This window comes from Pedobacter quisquiliarum (assembly GCF_014642175.1).
GTDB lineage: Bacteria > Bacteroidota > Bacteroidia > Sphingobacteriales > Sphingobacteriaceae > Pedobacter > Pedobacter quisquiliarum.
The window spans coordinates 143,398-159,804 of record NZ_BMIL01000003.1; the positions used below are offsets into that span (position 1 = coordinate 143,398).

At 42.1% G+C, this 16,407-nt stretch carries 17 protein-coding genes; 10 read left to right on the top strand and 7 right to left on the bottom strand.

Going from position 1 to position 16,407, the window contains the following annotated elements:
- The first annotated feature begins 2 nt into the window (after nt 1-2).
- The 3 genes from IEW69_RS05440 to IEW69_RS05450 all read left to right on the top strand — a co-directional run bounded on the left by IEW69_RS05440 (nt 3) and on the right by IEW69_RS05450 (nt 2,361).
- Nucleotides 3-629 (top strand): toxin-antitoxin system YwqK family antitoxin, encoded by a 627-nt coding sequence (locus tag IEW69_RS05440; RefSeq protein WP_188625820.1) that lies wholly within the window; start codon nt 3-5, stop codon nt 627-629.
- A 90-nt stretch (nt 630-719) separates the two neighbouring features.
- Nucleotides 720-1,682, top strand: coding sequence for a thioredoxin-disulfide reductase (trxB, locus tag IEW69_RS05445; RefSeq protein WP_188625821.1), 963 nt, complete (start codon nt 720-722; stop codon nt 1,680-1,682).
- A gap of 49 nt (nt 1,683-1,731) precedes the next feature.
- Nucleotides 1,732-2,361 (top strand): hypothetical protein, encoded by a 630-nt coding sequence (locus tag IEW69_RS05450; RefSeq protein WP_188625822.1) that lies wholly within the window; start codon nt 1,732-1,734, stop codon nt 2,359-2,361.
- Here IEW69_RS05450 and IEW69_RS05455 read toward each other — a convergent pair.
- Together IEW69_RS05455 and IEW69_RS05460 are read right to left on the bottom strand one after the other, a co-directional pair.
- On the bottom strand, nt 2,358-2,951 hold the full coding sequence (locus IEW69_RS05455) for a hypothetical protein (protein ID WP_188625823.1): 594 nt from the start codon (nt 2,949-2,951) through the stop codon (nt 2,358-2,360). The genes IEW69_RS05450 and IEW69_RS05455 overlap by 4 nt on opposite strands.
- Nucleotides 2,938-3,435, bottom strand: coding sequence for an RNA polymerase sigma factor (locus IEW69_RS05460; RefSeq protein WP_188625824.1), 498 nt, complete (start codon nt 3,433-3,435; stop codon nt 2,938-2,940). Before IEW69_RS05460 ends, IEW69_RS05455 begins: the two co-directional genes overlap by 14 nt.
- Nucleotides 3,436-3,612: 177 nt before the next feature.
- Here IEW69_RS05460 and IEW69_RS05465 point away from each other — a divergent pair, with 177 nt between their 5' ends.
- From IEW69_RS05465 to rpmA, 4 genes are all read left to right on the top strand, one after another.
- Nucleotides 3,613-4,962: a dicarboxylate/amino acid:cation symporter gene (locus IEW69_RS05465; RefSeq protein WP_229663523.1), complete on the top strand. Its 1,350-nt coding sequence runs from the start codon at nt 3,613-3,615 to the stop codon at nt 4,960-4,962.
- Nucleotides 4,963-4,979: 17 nt separating this feature from the next.
- The gene (locus IEW69_RS05470) at nt 4,980-5,492 is read left to right on the top strand and encodes a hypothetical protein (RefSeq protein WP_188625826.1); all 513 of its coding nucleotides are present in this window, start codon (nt 4,980-4,982) and stop codon (nt 5,490-5,492) included.
- Between the two features lie 79 nt (nt 5,493-5,571).
- Complete coding sequence (gene rplU / locus IEW69_RS05475) at nt 5,572-5,883, top strand: 50S ribosomal protein L21 (RefSeq protein ID WP_188625827.1); 312 nt, start codon at nt 5,572-5,574, stop codon at nt 5,881-5,883.
- A gap of 54 nt (nt 5,884-5,937) precedes the next feature.
- Complete coding sequence (gene rpmA, locus IEW69_RS05480) at nt 5,938-6,240, top strand: 50S ribosomal protein L27 (RefSeq protein ID WP_188625828.1); 303 nt, start codon at nt 5,938-5,940, stop codon at nt 6,238-6,240.
- A gap of 64 nt (nt 6,241-6,304) precedes the next feature.
- Here the strand turns inward: rpmA and IEW69_RS05485 are convergent, their stop codons facing one another.
- Genes IEW69_RS05485 through IEW69_RS05495 form a run of 3 tightly spaced genes read right to left on the bottom strand, consistent with a single transcriptional unit; the run spans nt 6,305 to nt 11,196 of the window.
- Entirely contained in the window at nt 6,305-7,270 is a 966-nt protein-coding gene (locus tag IEW69_RS05485) for a polyprenyl synthetase family protein (protein ID WP_188625829.1), read from the bottom strand.
- 30 nt (nt 7,271-7,300) lie between these two features.
- Nucleotides 7,301-9,433 (bottom strand): ribonuclease R, encoded by a 2,133-nt coding sequence (gene rnr / locus IEW69_RS05490; protein ID WP_188625830.1) that lies wholly within the window; start codon nt 9,431-9,433, stop codon nt 7,301-7,303.
- 56 nt (nt 9,434-9,489) lie between these two features.
- Complete coding sequence (locus IEW69_RS05495; RefSeq protein WP_188625831.1) at nt 9,490-11,196, bottom strand: ABC transporter ATP-binding protein; 1,707 nt, start codon at nt 11,194-11,196, stop codon at nt 9,490-9,492.
- A 62-nt stretch (nt 11,197-11,258) separates the two neighbouring features.
- On the opposite strand from IEW69_RS05495, the gene IEW69_RS05500 reads away from it, so the two are divergent.
- Entirely contained in the window at nt 11,259-12,569 is a 1,311-nt protein-coding gene (locus tag IEW69_RS05500; RefSeq protein ID WP_188625832.1) for a nicotinamide mononucleotide adenylyltransferase, read from the top strand.
- Here IEW69_RS05500 and IEW69_RS05505 read toward each other — a convergent pair.
- The gene (locus tag IEW69_RS05505; protein ID WP_188625833.1) at nt 12,566-13,024 is read right to left on the bottom strand and encodes a GNAT family N-acetyltransferase; all 459 of its coding nucleotides are present in this window, start codon (nt 13,022-13,024) and stop codon (nt 12,566-12,568) included. The two genes, IEW69_RS05500 and IEW69_RS05505, sit on opposite strands and share 4 nt — an antisense overlap.
- A gap of 17 nt (nt 13,025-13,041) precedes the next feature.
- A complete protein-coding gene (locus IEW69_RS05510) occupies nt 13,042-13,533 on the bottom strand; it encodes a YajQ family cyclic di-GMP-binding protein (RefSeq protein WP_188625834.1) in 492 nt (163 codons plus the stop codon).
- 148 nt (nt 13,534-13,681) lie between these two features.
- Between IEW69_RS05510 and IEW69_RS05515 the strand changes: the two genes are divergently transcribed.
- Both IEW69_RS05515 and ppk1 read left to right on the top strand, forming a co-directional pair.
- The gene (locus tag IEW69_RS05515; RefSeq protein WP_188625835.1) at nt 13,682-14,254 is read left to right on the top strand and encodes a hypothetical protein; all 573 of its coding nucleotides are present in this window, start codon (nt 13,682-13,684) and stop codon (nt 14,252-14,254) included.
- 95 nt (nt 14,255-14,349) lie between these two features.
- Nucleotides 14,350-16,407: a polyphosphate kinase 1 gene (gene ppk1, locus IEW69_RS05520; RefSeq protein ID WP_188625836.1), complete on the top strand. Its 2,058-nt coding sequence runs from the start codon at nt 14,350-14,352 to the stop codon at nt 16,405-16,407.

Below are 16,407 nucleotides of genomic sequence, written 5' to 3' on the forward strand. Positions count from 1 at the left end.
ACATGAAAAAGATTTTTTTACTGCTGGTTATAATGATGAGCTATGCGGCCGTTCAGGCGCAAGTGAAAACAGTGTACTTTAATGAAGACGACGAGATTGTCACAGACTCCACCGAAGCCTATTCTTATGCATTAATCGGCCGGGTAACGGGCGACTCTGTTTATACGGTTAAGAAGTTTGACGCAGAGGGGTATTTGATGATGACTGGCTCTTACAAGGACGATATATTCAAGGTTCCTCATGGTGACTTTGTTTATTATGACTGGGTTGAAGTGCTTTCACCTATGGGAAACTACGTCATTCCACCAAACGGAAAAGAGCGCTTTATCAACCTCCGGGGCACCTTCAGGGACGGTTTACGTGAAGGTCGCTGGATTACCTATTATCAAAATGGTAGTATTAAGGACGTTATGCACTACAGACGGAACCTTATGGAAGGTGAATACCGGAATTTCGATTATAAAGGAAATCTTGAAATCTTGGGTAACTTTGTAAATAACAAAAAAGAAGGCACCTGGGTAACCAAAGGTGGCCGTGTTGTTTACCAGTTTAAGAATGACAAAATTGTGTCTACCTCAAGGAAGTCGAAGAAGCAGCTGGAAACAGAACGAGCGGCTGCAAACAAGTAATATAATCACTTTATCAAATTACCATGGCTGCAACCGCATACTTGTACATGCTGATGCGAAAGCGTAATTTTGCGTTTTAAAATAAATACTATGTCTCAAGAAATAGAACACGTTCAATGCTTGATTATCGGATCAGGGCCGGCAGGGTACACCGCTGCAATATATGCTTCGCGTGCTGATCTCAAACCAGTTTTGTATACTGGAATGGAAGCGGGGGGACAACTTACGCAAACCACAGAAGTAGATAACTTCCCAGGCTATCCAAATGGCGTTACAGGTCCTGAAATGATGGAAGACCTCCGCAAACAAGCCGAACGCTTCGGAACGGATATCCGGTTTGGATATGTGAGTTCGGTAGACTTTTCATCGCTTCCCCACAAAGTGGTTGTGGATGAAGTAAAAACCATTACTGCCGACACGGTGATTATTTCTACCGGTGCTACTGCCAAATGGCTGGGTCTTCCAAGCGAGCAGCAGTACAATGGATTTGGTGTGTCTGCTTGTGCGGTATGTGATGGCTTCTTTTTTAAGGGACAGGATGTTGCTATTGTAGGCGCTGGCGATACTGCCGCAGAAGAGGCAACTTATTTGGCCAAGCTTTGTAAAAAAGTTTACATGTTGGTTCGTCGTGATGAGTTTAGAGCTTCAAAAGCGATGGTTCACCGTGTATTGAATACCGCAAACATAGAGGTGATTTACAATACGGAAGCGAAAGAAGTGCTTGGAAACGGAAAGAACGTTACAGGTCTTCGCACGATAAACAATCAAACCGGTGAGGAAACCGACCTGGAGGTTGAAGGCTTCTTTGTTGCCATTGGCCACAAGCCTAATACTGAAATCTTCAAAGGCTGGTTAGAGATGGATGAAACCGGTTATCTGAAAACTATACCTGGAACAACGAAAACCAATGTAGAAGGTGTTTTTGCATGTGGTGATGTTCAGGATCACTATTACCGTCAGGCGGTTACCGCTGCGGGTTCAGGCTGTATGGCTGCTTTAGACGCAGAGCGCTATCTTGCTGCTAAAGAGGATGAAGTGAAGGTTAGTATTTAATATATTTATTTTTTGCTTAGATTGCTTGGGTTAAAAGCAATCTAAGCAAATGAATTATTCAAAATCAATACTGCTTCAATCCGCATTATTCTACGGGTTATTTTCATTATTTTCTTGTACAAATGAGCAAGCTGAAGTTAAGCAACCATCCACGGACACCAAGGTTGTAAAACAAACATCAGCTCCTTTTCCCTTCTATAAGGAGCTTGCTGTAACGCCGGGCTTCGGCTTTGAAGTCGTAAGTTGGGGCAAAGGGGTCGACAGTCTGGGCGGCTACCTGATCTTAATGTCCGACTCCCTTAAAAATAATTATAAGTCTTTTGCAGTTGAACGTGAAGGAATCATTCGTGATGCCTGGAATATGGATCTTGATAATGATGGAAATCCGGAGATATATGTTGAGCTGAAAAGTGAAGGCAAGAAAGCCGATCTGAATGTTTTCGAATACTCAAGGGGTAACTTCCAGAAGATCAATTTTCCTGGACTTCCATCGAAACTTAAGAAACTTTATGGTGGCGACGATAAGTACTTCATCAAAGAAGGGGAGTTGTTCCGTTCTTTCCCAGTGGTAAACCCACAAGATACTACCGAGAAAGCAGGCGCCATTAAAGTCGTGCGCTATAGCCTTCGTGGTAATCAGTTCTCCACATCCGAACTCGAGGTTGAAACTACGCCTTAGTCTTTAAATTGGGTGCTGAGACGTTCGAACTTTTCAATCAGGAGTGCTATGCGCTCCTTTTCTCGTTTCATAGCGACCTTACGAACCAACGAAGAGCAAAAGATTACCCATCCCAAGCTGAATAGTACCAGGGAGTATTGAATCCATACTTCTAAGCGTTCGAGCATTTCAAAGAAACACAGGGTAAGTCCGATGCTTAAAGCGATGGTGTAGATCCAGTACAACTTATTATATAGGCTGAATCTATTGATCTGGTATAACTTCAAACTTTCCAAAAAGGCCTTTGGATGAATGGTGAAATCGTTGTTGGCGATTAGTTTATGCCCCTGATACATAAGGAAGGTATAAACGCCGATAGAGGTGATGATGATGGTTAGTCCGGCATGCGTAGTCCAGGACTGCACGTCATAGAAAGTCCATATCGATGTGATGGCTATAAAAGACAAAGCCATCCCCGCCAGGTTCAGAAGCGACTTCAACCTTATACCGTTGACTTCCTTTTTAGCCTGTTTGAGCATCTCATCTGATGAAATTTTCACTTCAACCTTATGCGTATCCCAAATGGATTGTATATGATCAAATTCTTGCATGCTGATTGTATATTTCGGTGAGACGTTGTTTTATACGATGTATTTTGACCCGAAGATTGCCTTCTGAGATACCAGAGATTTCTGCAATTTCGGCATAAGGTAGTTCATCCAAGACCATGGTGATAATGAGTCGGTCATTTTCCTCGAGCTTAGATATCGATTTATATAAAAGTGCTATTTGCTCGTTCTTTTCCGAGTATTCCTCTGCTCTCGACTCGATGATGTTGTCGGTAAGTTCATCTTTTGCCTGACGCTTTTCGGATCTTAGATAGGTAAGACAGGTGTTGACCGCTATTCTGTATATCCAGGTAGATATCAAGGATTTGTTCTTGAATTTATCCAGATTTTGCCAGACCTTAAGGAAGGTCTCCTGTAGCAAATCGTTTGCCGCGTCGGCATCCCCAGTGTAGCCATAGCAGAGATGGAATATCTTTTTCGAATTGGTATCGAAAATCTGTTTAAATAGCTGATCCTTTTGTCCCACTTAGGCTAAATATTTTGTTTTTAGACCGCCAGACAACGCTGTTGTTACAAGTTTATTCATTTTTGTAGGCCGTAAACTAAATTTCAAGAATAACATAATTATTGTAGTTTTACGGAATTTTACGAGCTTAAATTATACTGGATGTCGAAACAGAACAGACTAACTTTTTTCATTTTTTTGGCGTTGATATTAGGGGTAGCATTAGGTTATTACCTCAATGTTAAGTCTTTCAATGCTTACAATGAAACTATATATGCTGCAGAATTAAAGGTTAAAGAAATTGACGGTCAGTTACTGAAAGTTAAAGATAGCAGCTCCGTCCAGTTTAAAAACTTACAGCTTGAGAAGGAACAAGTAATAACAAGCAGTCAGGCGACTGAAAAAACGCGTGAGAAAGCACTTGAGCCACTTACCTTGCTTAGTGACATTTTCCTCCGCTTGATCAAGATGATTGTGGGGCCACTCGTGTTTACCACGCTTGTTGTTGGCGTAGCCAAGGTTGGCGATATCAGCGCCGTTGGACGTATTGGTGGTAAAACCATGTTATGGTTCATCAGTGCCTCTTTCCTTTCTTTGTTGCTGGGGATGATTATGGTGAACATTTTCAAGCCTGGTGAGGCGATGAACCTGCCACTGCCTCCAAGCAACATTGATACTGGTGTAAAAGGGGTTGCATTATCTATGAAGGATTTCATCTCCCACATTGTTCCAAAGAGCTTTGTAGAGTCTATGGCGACGAATGAAATTCTTCAGATTGTCGTTTTCTCGTTATTCTTCGGTGTAGCAACAGCAGCAATAGGAGAGAAGGGCCAGATTGTGATCAGCTTCTTTGATTCCGTAGCGCATGTTATTCTAAAAATTACCGGTTACGTGATGAACTTTGCACCTTTTGCAGTGTTCGGGGCTATGGCTGCAATTGTTGCCAAACAGGGCTTGGGTGTGCTCTCTACGTATGCGATTTTTGTTGGTGAATTCTACTCCAGCATGCTGCTACTGTGGGTGCTGCTGATCTTTATTGGCTATATCATCCTGAAAAAACGTGTGTTTAATCTGATGAGTAGAATGAAGGAACCTGTTCTATTGGCTTTCAGTACAGCAAGTAGTGAAGCGGCGTATCCAAAAACCATGTTACAACTTGAACGGTTCGGCTGTAAGGATAAGATTGTAAGTTTTGTGCTTCCATTGGGCTACTCATTCAATTTGGATGGGTCGATGTTATACATGACATTTGCATCTTTGTTCATTGCACAATCATACGGTATCAACCTATCCTTTGAGCAGCAGATTACAATGTTGTTAATTCTGATGCTAACAAGTAAAGGGATTGCCGGTGTACCTAGAGCCTCTCTTGTGGTTATTGCAGGTACAATTGCAACGTTCAATATTCCTGAGGCAGGCATCGCCTTATTGATTGGTATAGATCCACTATTGGACATGGGAAGATCTGCTACAAACGTAATTGGTAACAGCTTAGCTACTGCTGTGGTAAGTAAGTGGGAGGGTGAATTGACGGAAGCTAATGACTAAACTAATTATAAATTTCTATGAGTAACAGGGCAAGAAAAATCTTTATTCTGGTAACAGTAATCATCCCGTTTTTAATCTACTGCGTAGTCTACTATACGCCAATGCTTAAAAATGCGCCGTTTAAATCGGCGGAGTTCGTTTCCTTAAACTACAAGTGGGGTGTAGGTAAAACGTTAGACAATTCCTACGATTCTGCAACTGGTGAGTACCAGTATTTGAATGCCAAGGATTCATTGGTTAAAACGAATGTCAAACTCCGTAAGGATGACATCATCTATTTGCATAGAAAAGCAACTGAGATCGGGTTCTGGAACTTCCCGGATCTTATCGCTAACAACGCTGCAGATACCATCAGTCCGAAGATATTGCGGTATGAGCTTGAATTTAAGTACAAGCGTGTGACGAAGAAAGTGGTTTACTTAAGCGACTATAGCGAAACACCTAAGCTGCGTGATTTAGCGGTACAAATGAAAACGCTTGTTGAACAAACAATTAACGCAGCGGATGACAGATATGGAAAGAAAAAGTAATCTCTTATGGATTTAGAGAAAATAGTTCTATATTTGCACCTCAATAAATAAAACAATTTAAAATAATAATTATTAAACAATGTACGCAATAGTAAATATAGCAGGGCAGCAATTCAAAGTTGCAAAAGACCAGCATCTTTTTGTACACCGTTTGCAGGGAGATGAAGGCGCTAGTATTGAATTTGACAATGTATTGTTGGTTGAAGATGGTGGTAACATTTCTGTAGGAGCTCCTGCACTTAGTGGCGCAATCGTATCAGCTAAAATCGTGTCTCATTTAAAAGGTGATAAGGTTATCGTTTTCAAAAAGAAACGTAGAAAAGGTTACAAGAAGAAAAACGGCCACCGTCAGTACTTCACCAAGATCCAGATTGAAAATATCAGTTTGTAATTAATATTTGTTAAATTAAAAGGTTAGGTTTCTAATCTTTAAAATATAAGTAAAATGGCACATAAAAAAGGAGCCGGTAGTTCCAGAAACGGACGTGAATCGCATAGCAAGCGCCTTGGTATCAAGGTATTTGGTGGACAAGTAGCTATCGCTGGTAACGTTTTAGTACGTCAGCGTGGTACAAAACATCATCCTGATAAAGGAGTAGGTATTGGTAAAGATCATACGCTATTCGCTTTAGTAGACGGAGAGGTTGTATTCAAAAAGAAACGTGATAACAAATCTTATGTTTCTATTCTTCCTTTAGACGTTGAGAACGAAGTTGCTGCAAACGTAGTAGCTGAGACTGCTGAATAATTACTATTCAAGACATAAAAAAAGGTCATCGTATTTACGATGACCTTTTTTTATGTCCGGGAATTTAGCGTTCCCGGTTCATAAGTTCATTCGCCAGCTGAACCAATTGTGCTTTCTGAATCTCAGGAATATCAATTTGATCTAGTGCATCAAAGGCTTTGGCCAGGTAGTGCTGCATTTCCGCAGTGGCAAGTTCCTTTATCTGATACTGATTGTACAGGTTGGTAACGTTCTGCACCTTAGAGGCAGTCTCATTGGTGAACTGATCCTCAAGCACCAGTTGATCTTCACTGGAGAGCCTTTGCTGCAATGACAACAGGAGAAAGGTCTTCTTGTTCGACTTGATATCTCCACCAACTTGTTTACCGAATTTCTCCGGGTCTCCGTATACGTCAAGAATATCATCCTGAAGCTGAAAAGCAATACCAAGGTTCTCGCCAAAGTCGTAAATGTGCGTTGCATGCTCGGGGCTGGCTTTCGCGATAATTGCACCGAGCTTCATGGCTCCACCAACCAAAACTGCCGTTTTAAGGCGTATCATGTCAATATATTCCGTGATACTCACATTATCCCTGGTCTCAAACTCCATATCCAGCTGTTGCCCTTCGCAAACACCCTGCGCAGTGGCATTAAATGTATTTAGTACATCTTTCAGAATACTACTATCTACCTGAGCAAGCTGCTTATTTGCTTCAACCATCATCACATCGCCACTGAGTATTGCGTTATTGGTGCCCCACTTTTCATGTACGGTTAACTTACCTCTTCTTAAAGGGGCGTTATCCATAATATCATCATGTATAAGGGTAAAATTGTGGAACGTTTCAATGGCAAGTGCTGCTGGCATAGCCTCCATGATGTCACCCTTAAACATATCTGTTGTAATTAATACCAGGGCAGGTCGAAGACGTTTACCACCCAGATTCATGATGTACGTTAAGGGTGCATATAAATTCTTAGGGTGGCTAGGATATTCAATTTTGGGAATTGCTTGTTCAATGAGTTGTTGCAGTTCGAAGACTGTATACATTTGTTCTTTAGTATTTATTAGCATCTTATATTAATCTTGTACCAGGGAGAAATCAATTTGTCGCTTGGACAAGTCTACCTTCTTAACCTTAACTTTAACTTCATCGCCTAGCTGATATACCTTCTTCTTGCGTTGACCAATAATGCAGTAGTTCTTTTCATCAAGAACATAGAAATCGTCTGCTATGTCCCTCAGGCGAATCATACCCTCACACTTATTCTCATTAAGTTCAACGTACATGCCCCATTCCGTAACACCAGAGATGATGCCTGTGAATAGTTTACCAACATTTTCCTCCAGATATTCAACTTGTTTGTATTTGATTGAAGCACGCTCTGCATCAGCCGCACGTTTCTCCATGGCAGAGGAATGAGAGGATGCTTCTTCGTATTCATTTTCGTTGGCGGATTTTTCCTTATTTAAGTATGCCGCAAGAAGCCTGTGCACCATTACATCAGGATATCGTCTGATTGGCGAGGTGAAGTGCGTGTAATGATCAAAGGCTAAGCCGTAGTGACTGGTCTTCTTTGTTGTATAAACCGCCTTGGCCATGGAGCGTATTGCAAGTTGTGTCAGTACATTTTGTTCTTTTTTACCTTCCACATCTTCCATTAGATAATTTAGCGACTTTGCAATTTCCTTATCCGACTTCATGTTGATCTTATAACCAAAGCGGGCTGCGAACAAAGCGAAGTTGCCGAGATTCTCCAAATTAGGGGAGTCGTGAGAACGGTATACAAAAGTGTACTTCTGTTTGCCTTTACCTTTTTTCGCAGCAAACTCTGCTACTTTACGGTTGGCCAACAACATATAATCCTCAATAAGCTTATGGGCGTCTTTTCGTTCTTTAACGTAAACGCCAACAGGCTTGCCTTTCTCATCAAGCTGGAATTTAACTTCGGTACTTTCAAAGCTTATTGCACCATTTTTAAACTTTCTATCGCGAAGGATGTAGGCAAGTTCATTCAGCTTCAAAAGCTCCTCGGCATAATCGCCAGCCTTGTTTTCAAGAACCTCCTGTGCCTCTTCGTAGCTAAAGCGTCTGTTTGAATGGATTACGGTTCTTCCAAACCACTCTGCTACCACGTTGGCTTCATTGTCCAATTCAAACACGGCTCCAAAACAAAGTTTGTCTTCATTCGGACGGAGCGAGCAAACGCCGTTGCTCAGGCGTTCCGGAAGCATGGGGATCACCCGATCAACCAGGTATACCGATGTTGCTCTGGAATAAGCCTCTTTATCTAATGCGGATCCTGGCGTTACATAGTGAGAAACGTCGGCAATGTGTATTCCGACCTCAAAGTTGCCATTGTCAAGCTTTTTAAATGATATCGCATCATCGAAATCTTTAGCATCCGCAGGGTCGATTGTAAATGTAACGGTGTCTCTGAAATCTTTGCGCCCTTTGATCTCCGCTTCAGTTACGGTCTCGGGGATTGCATTTGCCTCATTCTCCACCTCTTCCGGGAAGCTGAGTGGAAATCCGAATTGCGCAAGGATTGAATTCATTTCGGTATCGTTCTCACCTTGTTCACCAAGAATATTGGTGATTTTACCGATCGGGTTCTTCGCACCTTCCGGCCAGTCTGTAATGGCCACCTGAACCTTCTGTCCGTTTTTGGCCTCATTAAGATCGGTAAGGGGCACAAAGATGTCGTGGAGCATTTTACGATCGTCAACCATGACAAATGCAAAACGTTCTGAGATCTTGATGACCCCGATGAAATCGGTCTTGTAGCGTTCTATGATTTCAACAACTTCACCTTCGTTCTTACGACCGCTTTTTTTAGCGTAGATGTAAACTTTCACCTTGTCACCATGCAGCGCCGTATGGAGCTTTCTGGCGGAGACAAAAACATCCTTTTCCAGATCGTCGTCAGGAATTATAAATGCTGCACCATCGGCGGTCATATCTACCTTGCCGATGATAAATGTCTTCAATTCCTTAAGTCGGAATTTACCCTTTTGAGGTTCCTCAAAAATTCCTTTGAGGGCGTGTTCTTCTAATATTTCGAGGATTGTTTCTTTCGATTCGATATCAACTAAGTTCAGTTTAGCAGAAACCTGTTTGTAGTTCAGGGCTTCATTCTTGTTTTTGGTAAAAACATCGCTAATCAGTTGAGTTAAAACTTGTTTTAACTGGTGTGATTTCTTTTTTGCCATAGTAGTGTGTGTATTACCCGAAGGTAACACTTTGTTATGATTTACATGTCCAAACACTACAAATTTGACCTTGTGCCGGGTATAGCGGCGATAAGGTTGCGGGTGTATAGTGCTTTTGGGTTATGGTATATTTCTTCTGGAAATCCCGCTTCTTCAATCTTTCCTTTATTCATAACAATCATTCTGTCGGAAATGTGTTTTACCACAGCAAGATCGTGTGAGATAAAGATATAGCTAAGGCCGAAATCCTGCTGCAGCTCCTTCAAAAGATTTAGTACCTGCGCTTGCACAGACACATCCAGGGCAGATACAGATTCATCACAAATGATGAATTTAGGTTGCAATGCAAGCGCCCGTGCAATAACAATGCGCTGACGCTGCCCGCCTGAAAATTCGTGTGGATAACGGTTAAAGTGCTCAGGCTTTAGATCTACCCGCTCTAGCAGTTCTAGAACAATACGCTTCCGGGCATTGTAGCTGCCATGTAGTTGATGTACCTCGAGCGGCTCTAATATGGCCTGACCAACTGTCACTTTGGGGTTTAGAGCAGAGTAGGGATCCTGAAATATGATCTGGATATCCCTTCTTGCGCTCCGCAGCGCCGCTTTATTAAGCGATCGCAAATCTCTATTTTCGAACAGCAGCTGTCCCGATGTGGGTTCGACGAGCCTTAAGATGCTCCGGCCGAGCGTCGTTTTGCCACATCCAGATTCCCCTACAAGTCCTAAAGTTTCACCCGGATAGACATCGAACGAAATGTCACGCACAGCTTTGACATATTCTTTGGTTTTGCCAAACATACCATGCTTCACCGGAAACCATGTATTTAAGTTCTTGACTTCTAGAATTGGCTTCTGGCTATATAAGTGTGTTCTTCTGGACCTGATCTCAGCATGAGAATACTGCTCCAGTTTAAATGGGTCCGTTGCCTTATCAGTATTCAAGAAATCTGCAACAATCGGCAACTTCTTCGCAACCTTTTCCGGATTTGGCCTGCATGCAAGCAGACCTTTTGTATATGGATGTTGTGGGTTACTAAAAATGATTGCCGCGGTGCCTTGTTCTAGAATGTCGCCCTTGTACATGACGGCCACGTCATCTGCAATGTCATGTATTACCGCAAGGTCGTGGGAAATAAAAATCATTGCCATTTGCCGCTCTTCTTTAATTCGAAGCAGCAATTCCAAAATCATCTTTTGAACGGTCACGTCCAGTGCGGTGGTCGGTTCATCTGCAATCAGCAGATCTGGGTTACAGCTTAAGGCCATTGCGATCATGACCCTTTGTTTCTGACCTCCTGATAGCTGATGTGGGTAGCTATCGTAAATATGCTCCGGTCTGGGGAGCTGCACCTCGCGGAATAGGGCAATAGTACGCGCTTTAGCCTGTTCCTTAGTGGTTTTCTGGTGAAGTAAAATAGCCTCTTGGACCTGATTACCGCAGGTAAATACCGGATTTAGCGAGGTCATAGGTTCCTGAAAAATCATGGAGATTTTGTTGCCCCGGTATTCACTCATCTCATTGGACGATAGATCCAGCAGGTTAACCCCATTAAAGGCAATCTTACCAGTGATTTTGGCTATAGATTCATCCAACAGTCGCATGATAGAAAAGGAGGTTACCGACTTTCCAGAGCCCGATTCCCCAACAATACCGAGGACTTTGCCCTTTCTGATTTTTAAATTTACGTTCTTAACAGCGCTGACCAGGGATCTATCTTCCTGATTCAGAAACTGTACGTTTAGATTCTCTACGTTTACCATCAGTTTCCCAATATAGAAAATATAATGGTCACTAATTCGTTAGTTTCTGTTAATTTTGTGCCATGGAGAGAGAGATTCTGGATACTAAACGCAAAGCCTTAAAGATTAATTTAAATCCTAATATTTACGGAACATTTGCAGAAATCGGAGCCGGACAAGAAGTTGCAAGAAATTTTTTTACCGCAGGTGCCGCTTCCGGAACTGTAGCTAAAACCATGTCGGCATACGACATGACATTCAGTGACGCCATTTATGGCGCAGAAACCTCAGGCAGGTATGTAAGCCAGTCGCGCTTGAGAAAAATGCTGCAGTATGAATTTGGATTGTTGCAACAGCGCTTGCTGGGTGCAAAATACGATTCAAGAACCTTCTTCGCATTCGCCAATACCGTTACCACCTTAAATTATAACAAGTCGAATGATCCGCATGGCTGGGTAGGTATTCAATTCCAGTCTCAACCTGGTGGTGAGGCAAACGAAATATTTTTCCACGTCCGTTTGCTTGACACCGATGCTGCATTGCAGCAAAATGTACTTGGGATCATTGGTGTTAATCTGGTTTACGCAGCTTACTTCTACAATCAGGATCCTAAAACCATGATCGAATCTCTTGCAGATAACCTTACTATAGGATCTGTAGAAATCGACCTGATTTCGGTTAAGGGACCTGCTTTCAAGGGCATCAATAATATGCTTCTGAATCTCTACCTGATTGTAAAGGATTTTTCAAGCGCCGCTATTTTTGACGCCGCTGGAAGTCCAGTACTTCCTAAAGATCTTCTTTATAAAAAAGACATTATGATCCTGCGCACCAAATATGCGCAAAAGTCGCTACCAAACTTCAGCATGTTAAATAAGGCTGTGGACCAGTTTAAACGTACCGAAAATGTATGTGAGGAAAACCTGAGTGTGTTAATTGAGGTGCTGTTATCCAATGTGTTAACGCCAGAGGCTGCTAACACCGAGATCGACCTGCAGGCCATTGCCGCGCGGGCTGAGGAGATGTGCAAAACTGGAAATATGGTCATAGTGTCGAACTTTGCCAGACACAACAAACTTGCGAAATATCTTGACCGTTGCAAGCCTAAGAGCGTAGGTATCTCAACAAACATCAATAACCTGAAATTTGTATTCAACTCCAATAATTTCGGCGAGAACTATACGAGTATGTTATTGAGTTATGTGAGTGACATGTTTAGCAAAAATGTGAAGCTCTTTGCTTACCCGTTCCTTGAAAAGAAGACCAGCAAAGTAATCACCAGTGCGAATATGCCGGTTACGCCAGATGCAAAACCCTTATTTGACTTCCTGATCATCAATGGCTACATAACCGATATTAAAGATTACAGTGATGAGGATGTACGCACGGCCTAGGTCGCGCTGCTATTCGGATCAATATTGTAAATGTCACGATTAACGACAGCCATGAAGTTTTCAGGTTTGTCTATGGCTTTAAAGCCGAATTTTTCATAAAGGCCATGTGCATCGCTGGTGGATAACATGTACCGCCTTAAACCTTGAAGGTCTTTGTGAAATAACATCAGCGACATGAGCTTTCTCATAAGGCCTTTGCCTTGGTATTCAGGTAGTACGTAGACATCCGCGAGGTAACCGAAAGTTGCCCGATCAGTAATCCACCGTGCAAAGCCAACTTGCACGGTGTCTTTGTGAATTCCGAAACATAGGGAATGTTCCATAGCGCGTTTTACGGTGTCCAGTGGAATTCCGGCTGCCCAATACGACCCATTTGATAGGTAATCATGAATCGCCAGTGCGTCAAGTTTATTGACATCATCTGAAAATATAAATCCGTCTTCTGCGATCTCCATGTCCTTTAATCTGCTGGTTAGTTTCGCATGTTAATGAATTGTAGGGGCTGACCGAAATCTTCCTGCCTGCATAACGCAATAACGGCCTGCAGGTCATCAATATTCTTGCCTTGCACGCGAACCTGATCATCCATAATAGAGCCTTGAACTTTAAGACCACTGCTCTTAATTTTAGCAACAATCTTCTTTGCAATTTCCTTGTCTAAACCTTCCTTAATGGTGATCTCCTTACGGATCATATTTCCTGATGCATATTGTTCTTTACCAAAGTCAAGACTTGCAGCATCAAGATTCTGTTTGATCATTTTAGATATGATCGTGTCCTGAATGGCCTTAAGCTTCATATCATCTTCGGTTACGATGGTAATCACATTCGTTTTTTTATCGTGGTCAATGGTACTCTTTGAAGCACTGAAGTCATAACGATTCAAGATTTCCTTTTTCGCATTGTTCATTGCGTTATCAAAAGTCTGGCCGTCTACTTTACTTACAATATCGAAACTGGGCATGATTATAGCTTTTAAATGAAAATAATATTAGATTTAGTAAAATTCTTTGTTGTATTACAAAGCAACGAAAAATAACTTGAGTATTAAATGCACCAGTTTAATTTAATACAGTCTCAAACCCAAGATCCCCAAACATTCCTTCATCATTATGAAAGCAAAAAAACAAGATAATTCCAGGAAAGTAGCCAAGAAGACAGAAAAGAAAGCGTTAGAACAAAGCCTCGCAGCAAAGTTGTTTGAAGCCGTAAAAAGCTTGGGGCATGATGCAGAGCAGATTGGTGAAGACCTTATTCTCGTGAGTAAGTTTGTTGCCAAGAAGATATCAAAGCGTGTGAAGTCTGGTAAGCAAGAAGAGGTGAAAGGGGCAAAAAAGCAGGCAAAGAAGGCCTCCATTAGTAAGCCTGATGAAGCCAGTGCTGAAGCATTGCCGTCGGTAAGTCCTGAACCAACACCCACCATAGACACGGCAGCTAAGCGTAAAAGCAAAGCAGCCGGTACCCCGAAAAGGGCTGAATCCGTGTTGAAGAAAGTGGCTGCTAAGCCGAAAGCAACAGTAACCAGCGTAAAGGTGAACGTAGATCCTTTTATTGAGCAACCTGAAGATGTAGAATCAACCAAAGAGGAGCATACGCCTGAACCAGTTGTCAAACCGGTGAAAAGTACCAGGTCGGCTCCAAAGAAGGCTAAACCTGCAGCAGACGACAAAAAGCATATCAACTAACGACTACGCCACCTAACATAAAGTTAATATTGTTTTAACATTAGAATAGGGAGTTTTGTTATCTAGGGTATACTTGAGTGATTTAAAAGCGTGATATGAATAAAAGGAAAGTTCCTTTTTTAAATAGGGAAATTAGTTGGTTATATTTTAATGAACGTGTATTACAAGAGGCAGCCGATGAAACTGTACCACTGATTGAACGAATAAAATTCCTATCCATATTTTCTTCCAATCTTGAAGAGTTCTATCGCGTCCGGGTAGCGACCATGTCGCGATTATCCAATCTTAATGAGCGAGCCAAAGCGCTTTTAGGCTTCAATCCAAAGAAGGTACTCAATGAGATCAAAAACATTGTTGTTAAGCAAGAGCGTAAATTTGAGGAACTATTTCAGGAGACCCTTATAAATGGATTAGCAAAAAACAGGATCTTCATACTCAACGATTCCCAGTTAAACGTTTCCAGAGGCAATTTTGTAAGAAATCACTTTCAGGAGAAAATCCTTTCTAACCTGGTGCCCATCATTATTGATCTTGATCAACCATTTCCTGAACTTAAGGACCGGTCTTTATACTTCTTTGTGCGCATGATCAAGACCGGCCCAAAGGTGACAGAGAAGTTTGCGCTGATTCAAATCCCCAGCATCCTGCCCAGGTTCTTGGTGCTTCCAGAAACAAACGACCTGAAGTTCATTATTCTGGTTGAAGACATTATAAAGTACTGTCTGAATGATATCTTCTACATCTTCAGCTACAATGAGCTGGAAGCCTATACCATCCAGGTTACGAGAGACGCAGAACTAGACATTGATAAACGCGTTAGCGATAAATTTATTGATGAGCTAAAAGCGAGCCTGGATAAACGAAAGAAGGGCAAGTTGATCCGCTTGCTATATGATACCGCAATGCCTTTCGACATGTTATCAATTCTGGTGTCAAAGATGAAATTGGATGCTGAAGGTCTCATACCTGGAAACCGGTATCATCGTTTTGGCGACTTTATAAAATTCCCTAATGTAGGGCCAAGTGCTTTAGAATATCCTTCAGCAACGCCCTTGAAGGTTAAGGGGCTTCATCCTACCGAAAGCATCATCAACAAGCTGGCGGAGCGGGATTATCTGATAAATCTCCCATATCAGTCGTATGACTACATTATTCTGTTCCTTCGAGAGGCGGCAATAGACCCTAAAGTAACGGAGATTCACATCACCCTATATCGCCTGGCGGAAAACTCCAAGGTGATTAATGCCCTGATAAATGCGGCTAAGAACGGGAAGAAAGTGCATTGCCTGGTTGAGTTGAAAGCACGTTTTGATGAACAGGCAAATATTTTCTGGTCCGGGAGGTTGCTTGAAGAAGGCGTGAACGTTAATTACGGGCTTACCGACTATAAAGTGCACTCCAAGATATGCCTGATTAAAAGAATGGAAAAGGGGAGGCCTGTGTATTACGCCAACCTGGCCACAGGGAACTTCAACGAGAAAACGGCAAGAATTTACTGTGACCACAGCATATTCACCTCCAAGAAGGAAATCACGAAGGACTTGCTTAAACTATTTACAGCTTTAAACAAGAAAACCATTGCCAAGGGCTTCAAACACCTGATCGTTTCACCCCTGGAAAGCAGATCCAAATTCTACCAGCTCATAGATCGGGAAATACGCATCGCTAAAACCGGAAAACCTGCTTACCTGATTTTTAAGGTCAACAGTCTTGCCGACGAAGGCATTGTAGAAAAACTCTATGAAGCCAGTAACGCTGGGGTGAAGATAAAGATGATTGTTCGTGGTATATGTTGCCTGATTCCGGGTGTAAAAGGCTACAGCGAGAACATCTCGGTTATCAGTATCGTAGATAAATTTCTGGAGCATGCCAGAGTTTTCATTTATGGTAACCAGGGTAATGAGGAAATGTATCTGTCCTCGGCAGACTTAATGACCCGTAACTTTGAGCACCGGGTAGAAGTTGGATTTCCGGTGCTCGATAGAGACGTCAGGAAAGAAATTCGTGACATCATCGACTTCCAGCTTCAGGATAATGTAAAGGCGCGTGACATCACGAAACTAAATAACAATAAGTACCATAAAAACCGCTCTGCCATTAAGGTTAGAGCACAGGTGCAAACATACAATTACTTGAAAAACAAGCATCAATAA

What these genes read in the sequence shown, in the direction of transcription:
- IEW69_RS05440 (WP_188625820.1), top strand. Translation starts at nt 3, where the DNA reads ATGAAAAAGATTTTTTTACTGCTGGTTATAATGATGAGCTATGCGGCC.
- trxB (WP_188625821.1), top strand. Translation starts at nt 720, where the DNA reads ATGTCTCAAGAAATAGAACACGTTCAATGCTTGATTATCGGATCAGGG.
- IEW69_RS05450 (WP_188625822.1), top strand. Translation starts at nt 1,732, where the DNA reads ATGAATTATTCAAAATCAATACTGCTTCAATCCGCATTATTCTACGGG.
- IEW69_RS05455 (WP_188625823.1), bottom strand. Translation starts at nt 2,951, where the DNA reads ATGCAAGAATTTGATCATATACAATCCATTTGGGATACGCATAAGGTT.
- IEW69_RS05470 (WP_188625826.1), top strand. Translation starts at nt 4,980, where the DNA reads ATGAGTAACAGGGCAAGAAAAATCTTTATTCTGGTAACAGTAATCATC.
- rplU (WP_188625827.1), top strand. Translation starts at nt 5,572, where the DNA reads ATGTACGCAATAGTAAATATAGCAGGGCAGCAATTCAAAGTTGCAAAA.
- rpmA (WP_188625828.1), top strand. Translation starts at nt 5,938, where the DNA reads ATGGCACATAAAAAAGGAGCCGGTAGTTCCAGAAACGGACGTGAATCG.
- IEW69_RS05485 (WP_188625829.1), bottom strand. Translation starts at nt 7,270, where the DNA reads ATGTATACAGTCTTCGAACTGCAACAACTCATTGAACAAGCAATTCCC.
- rnr (WP_188625830.1), bottom strand. Translation starts at nt 9,433, where the DNA reads ATGGCAAAAAAGAAATCACACCAGTTAAAACAAGTTTTAACTCAACTG.
- IEW69_RS05495 (WP_188625831.1), bottom strand. Translation starts at nt 11,196, where the DNA reads ATGGTAAACGTAGAGAATCTAAACGTACAGTTTCTGAATCAGGAAGAT.
- IEW69_RS05500 (WP_188625832.1), top strand. Translation starts at nt 11,259, where the DNA reads ATGGAGAGAGAGATTCTGGATACTAAACGCAAAGCCTTAAAGATTAAT.
- IEW69_RS05505 (WP_188625833.1), bottom strand. Translation starts at nt 13,024, where the DNA reads ATGGAGATCGCAGAAGACGGATTTATATTTTCAGATGATGTCAATAAA.
- IEW69_RS05510 (WP_188625834.1), bottom strand. Translation starts at nt 13,533, where the DNA reads ATGCCCAGTTTCGATATTGTAAGTAAAGTAGACGGCCAGACTTTTGAT.
- IEW69_RS05515 (WP_188625835.1), top strand. Translation starts at nt 13,682, where the DNA reads ATGAAAGCAAAAAAACAAGATAATTCCAGGAAAGTAGCCAAGAAGACA.
- ppk1 (WP_188625836.1), top strand. Translation starts at nt 14,350, where the DNA reads ATGAATAAAAGGAAAGTTCCTTTTTTAAATAGGGAAATTAGTTGGTTA.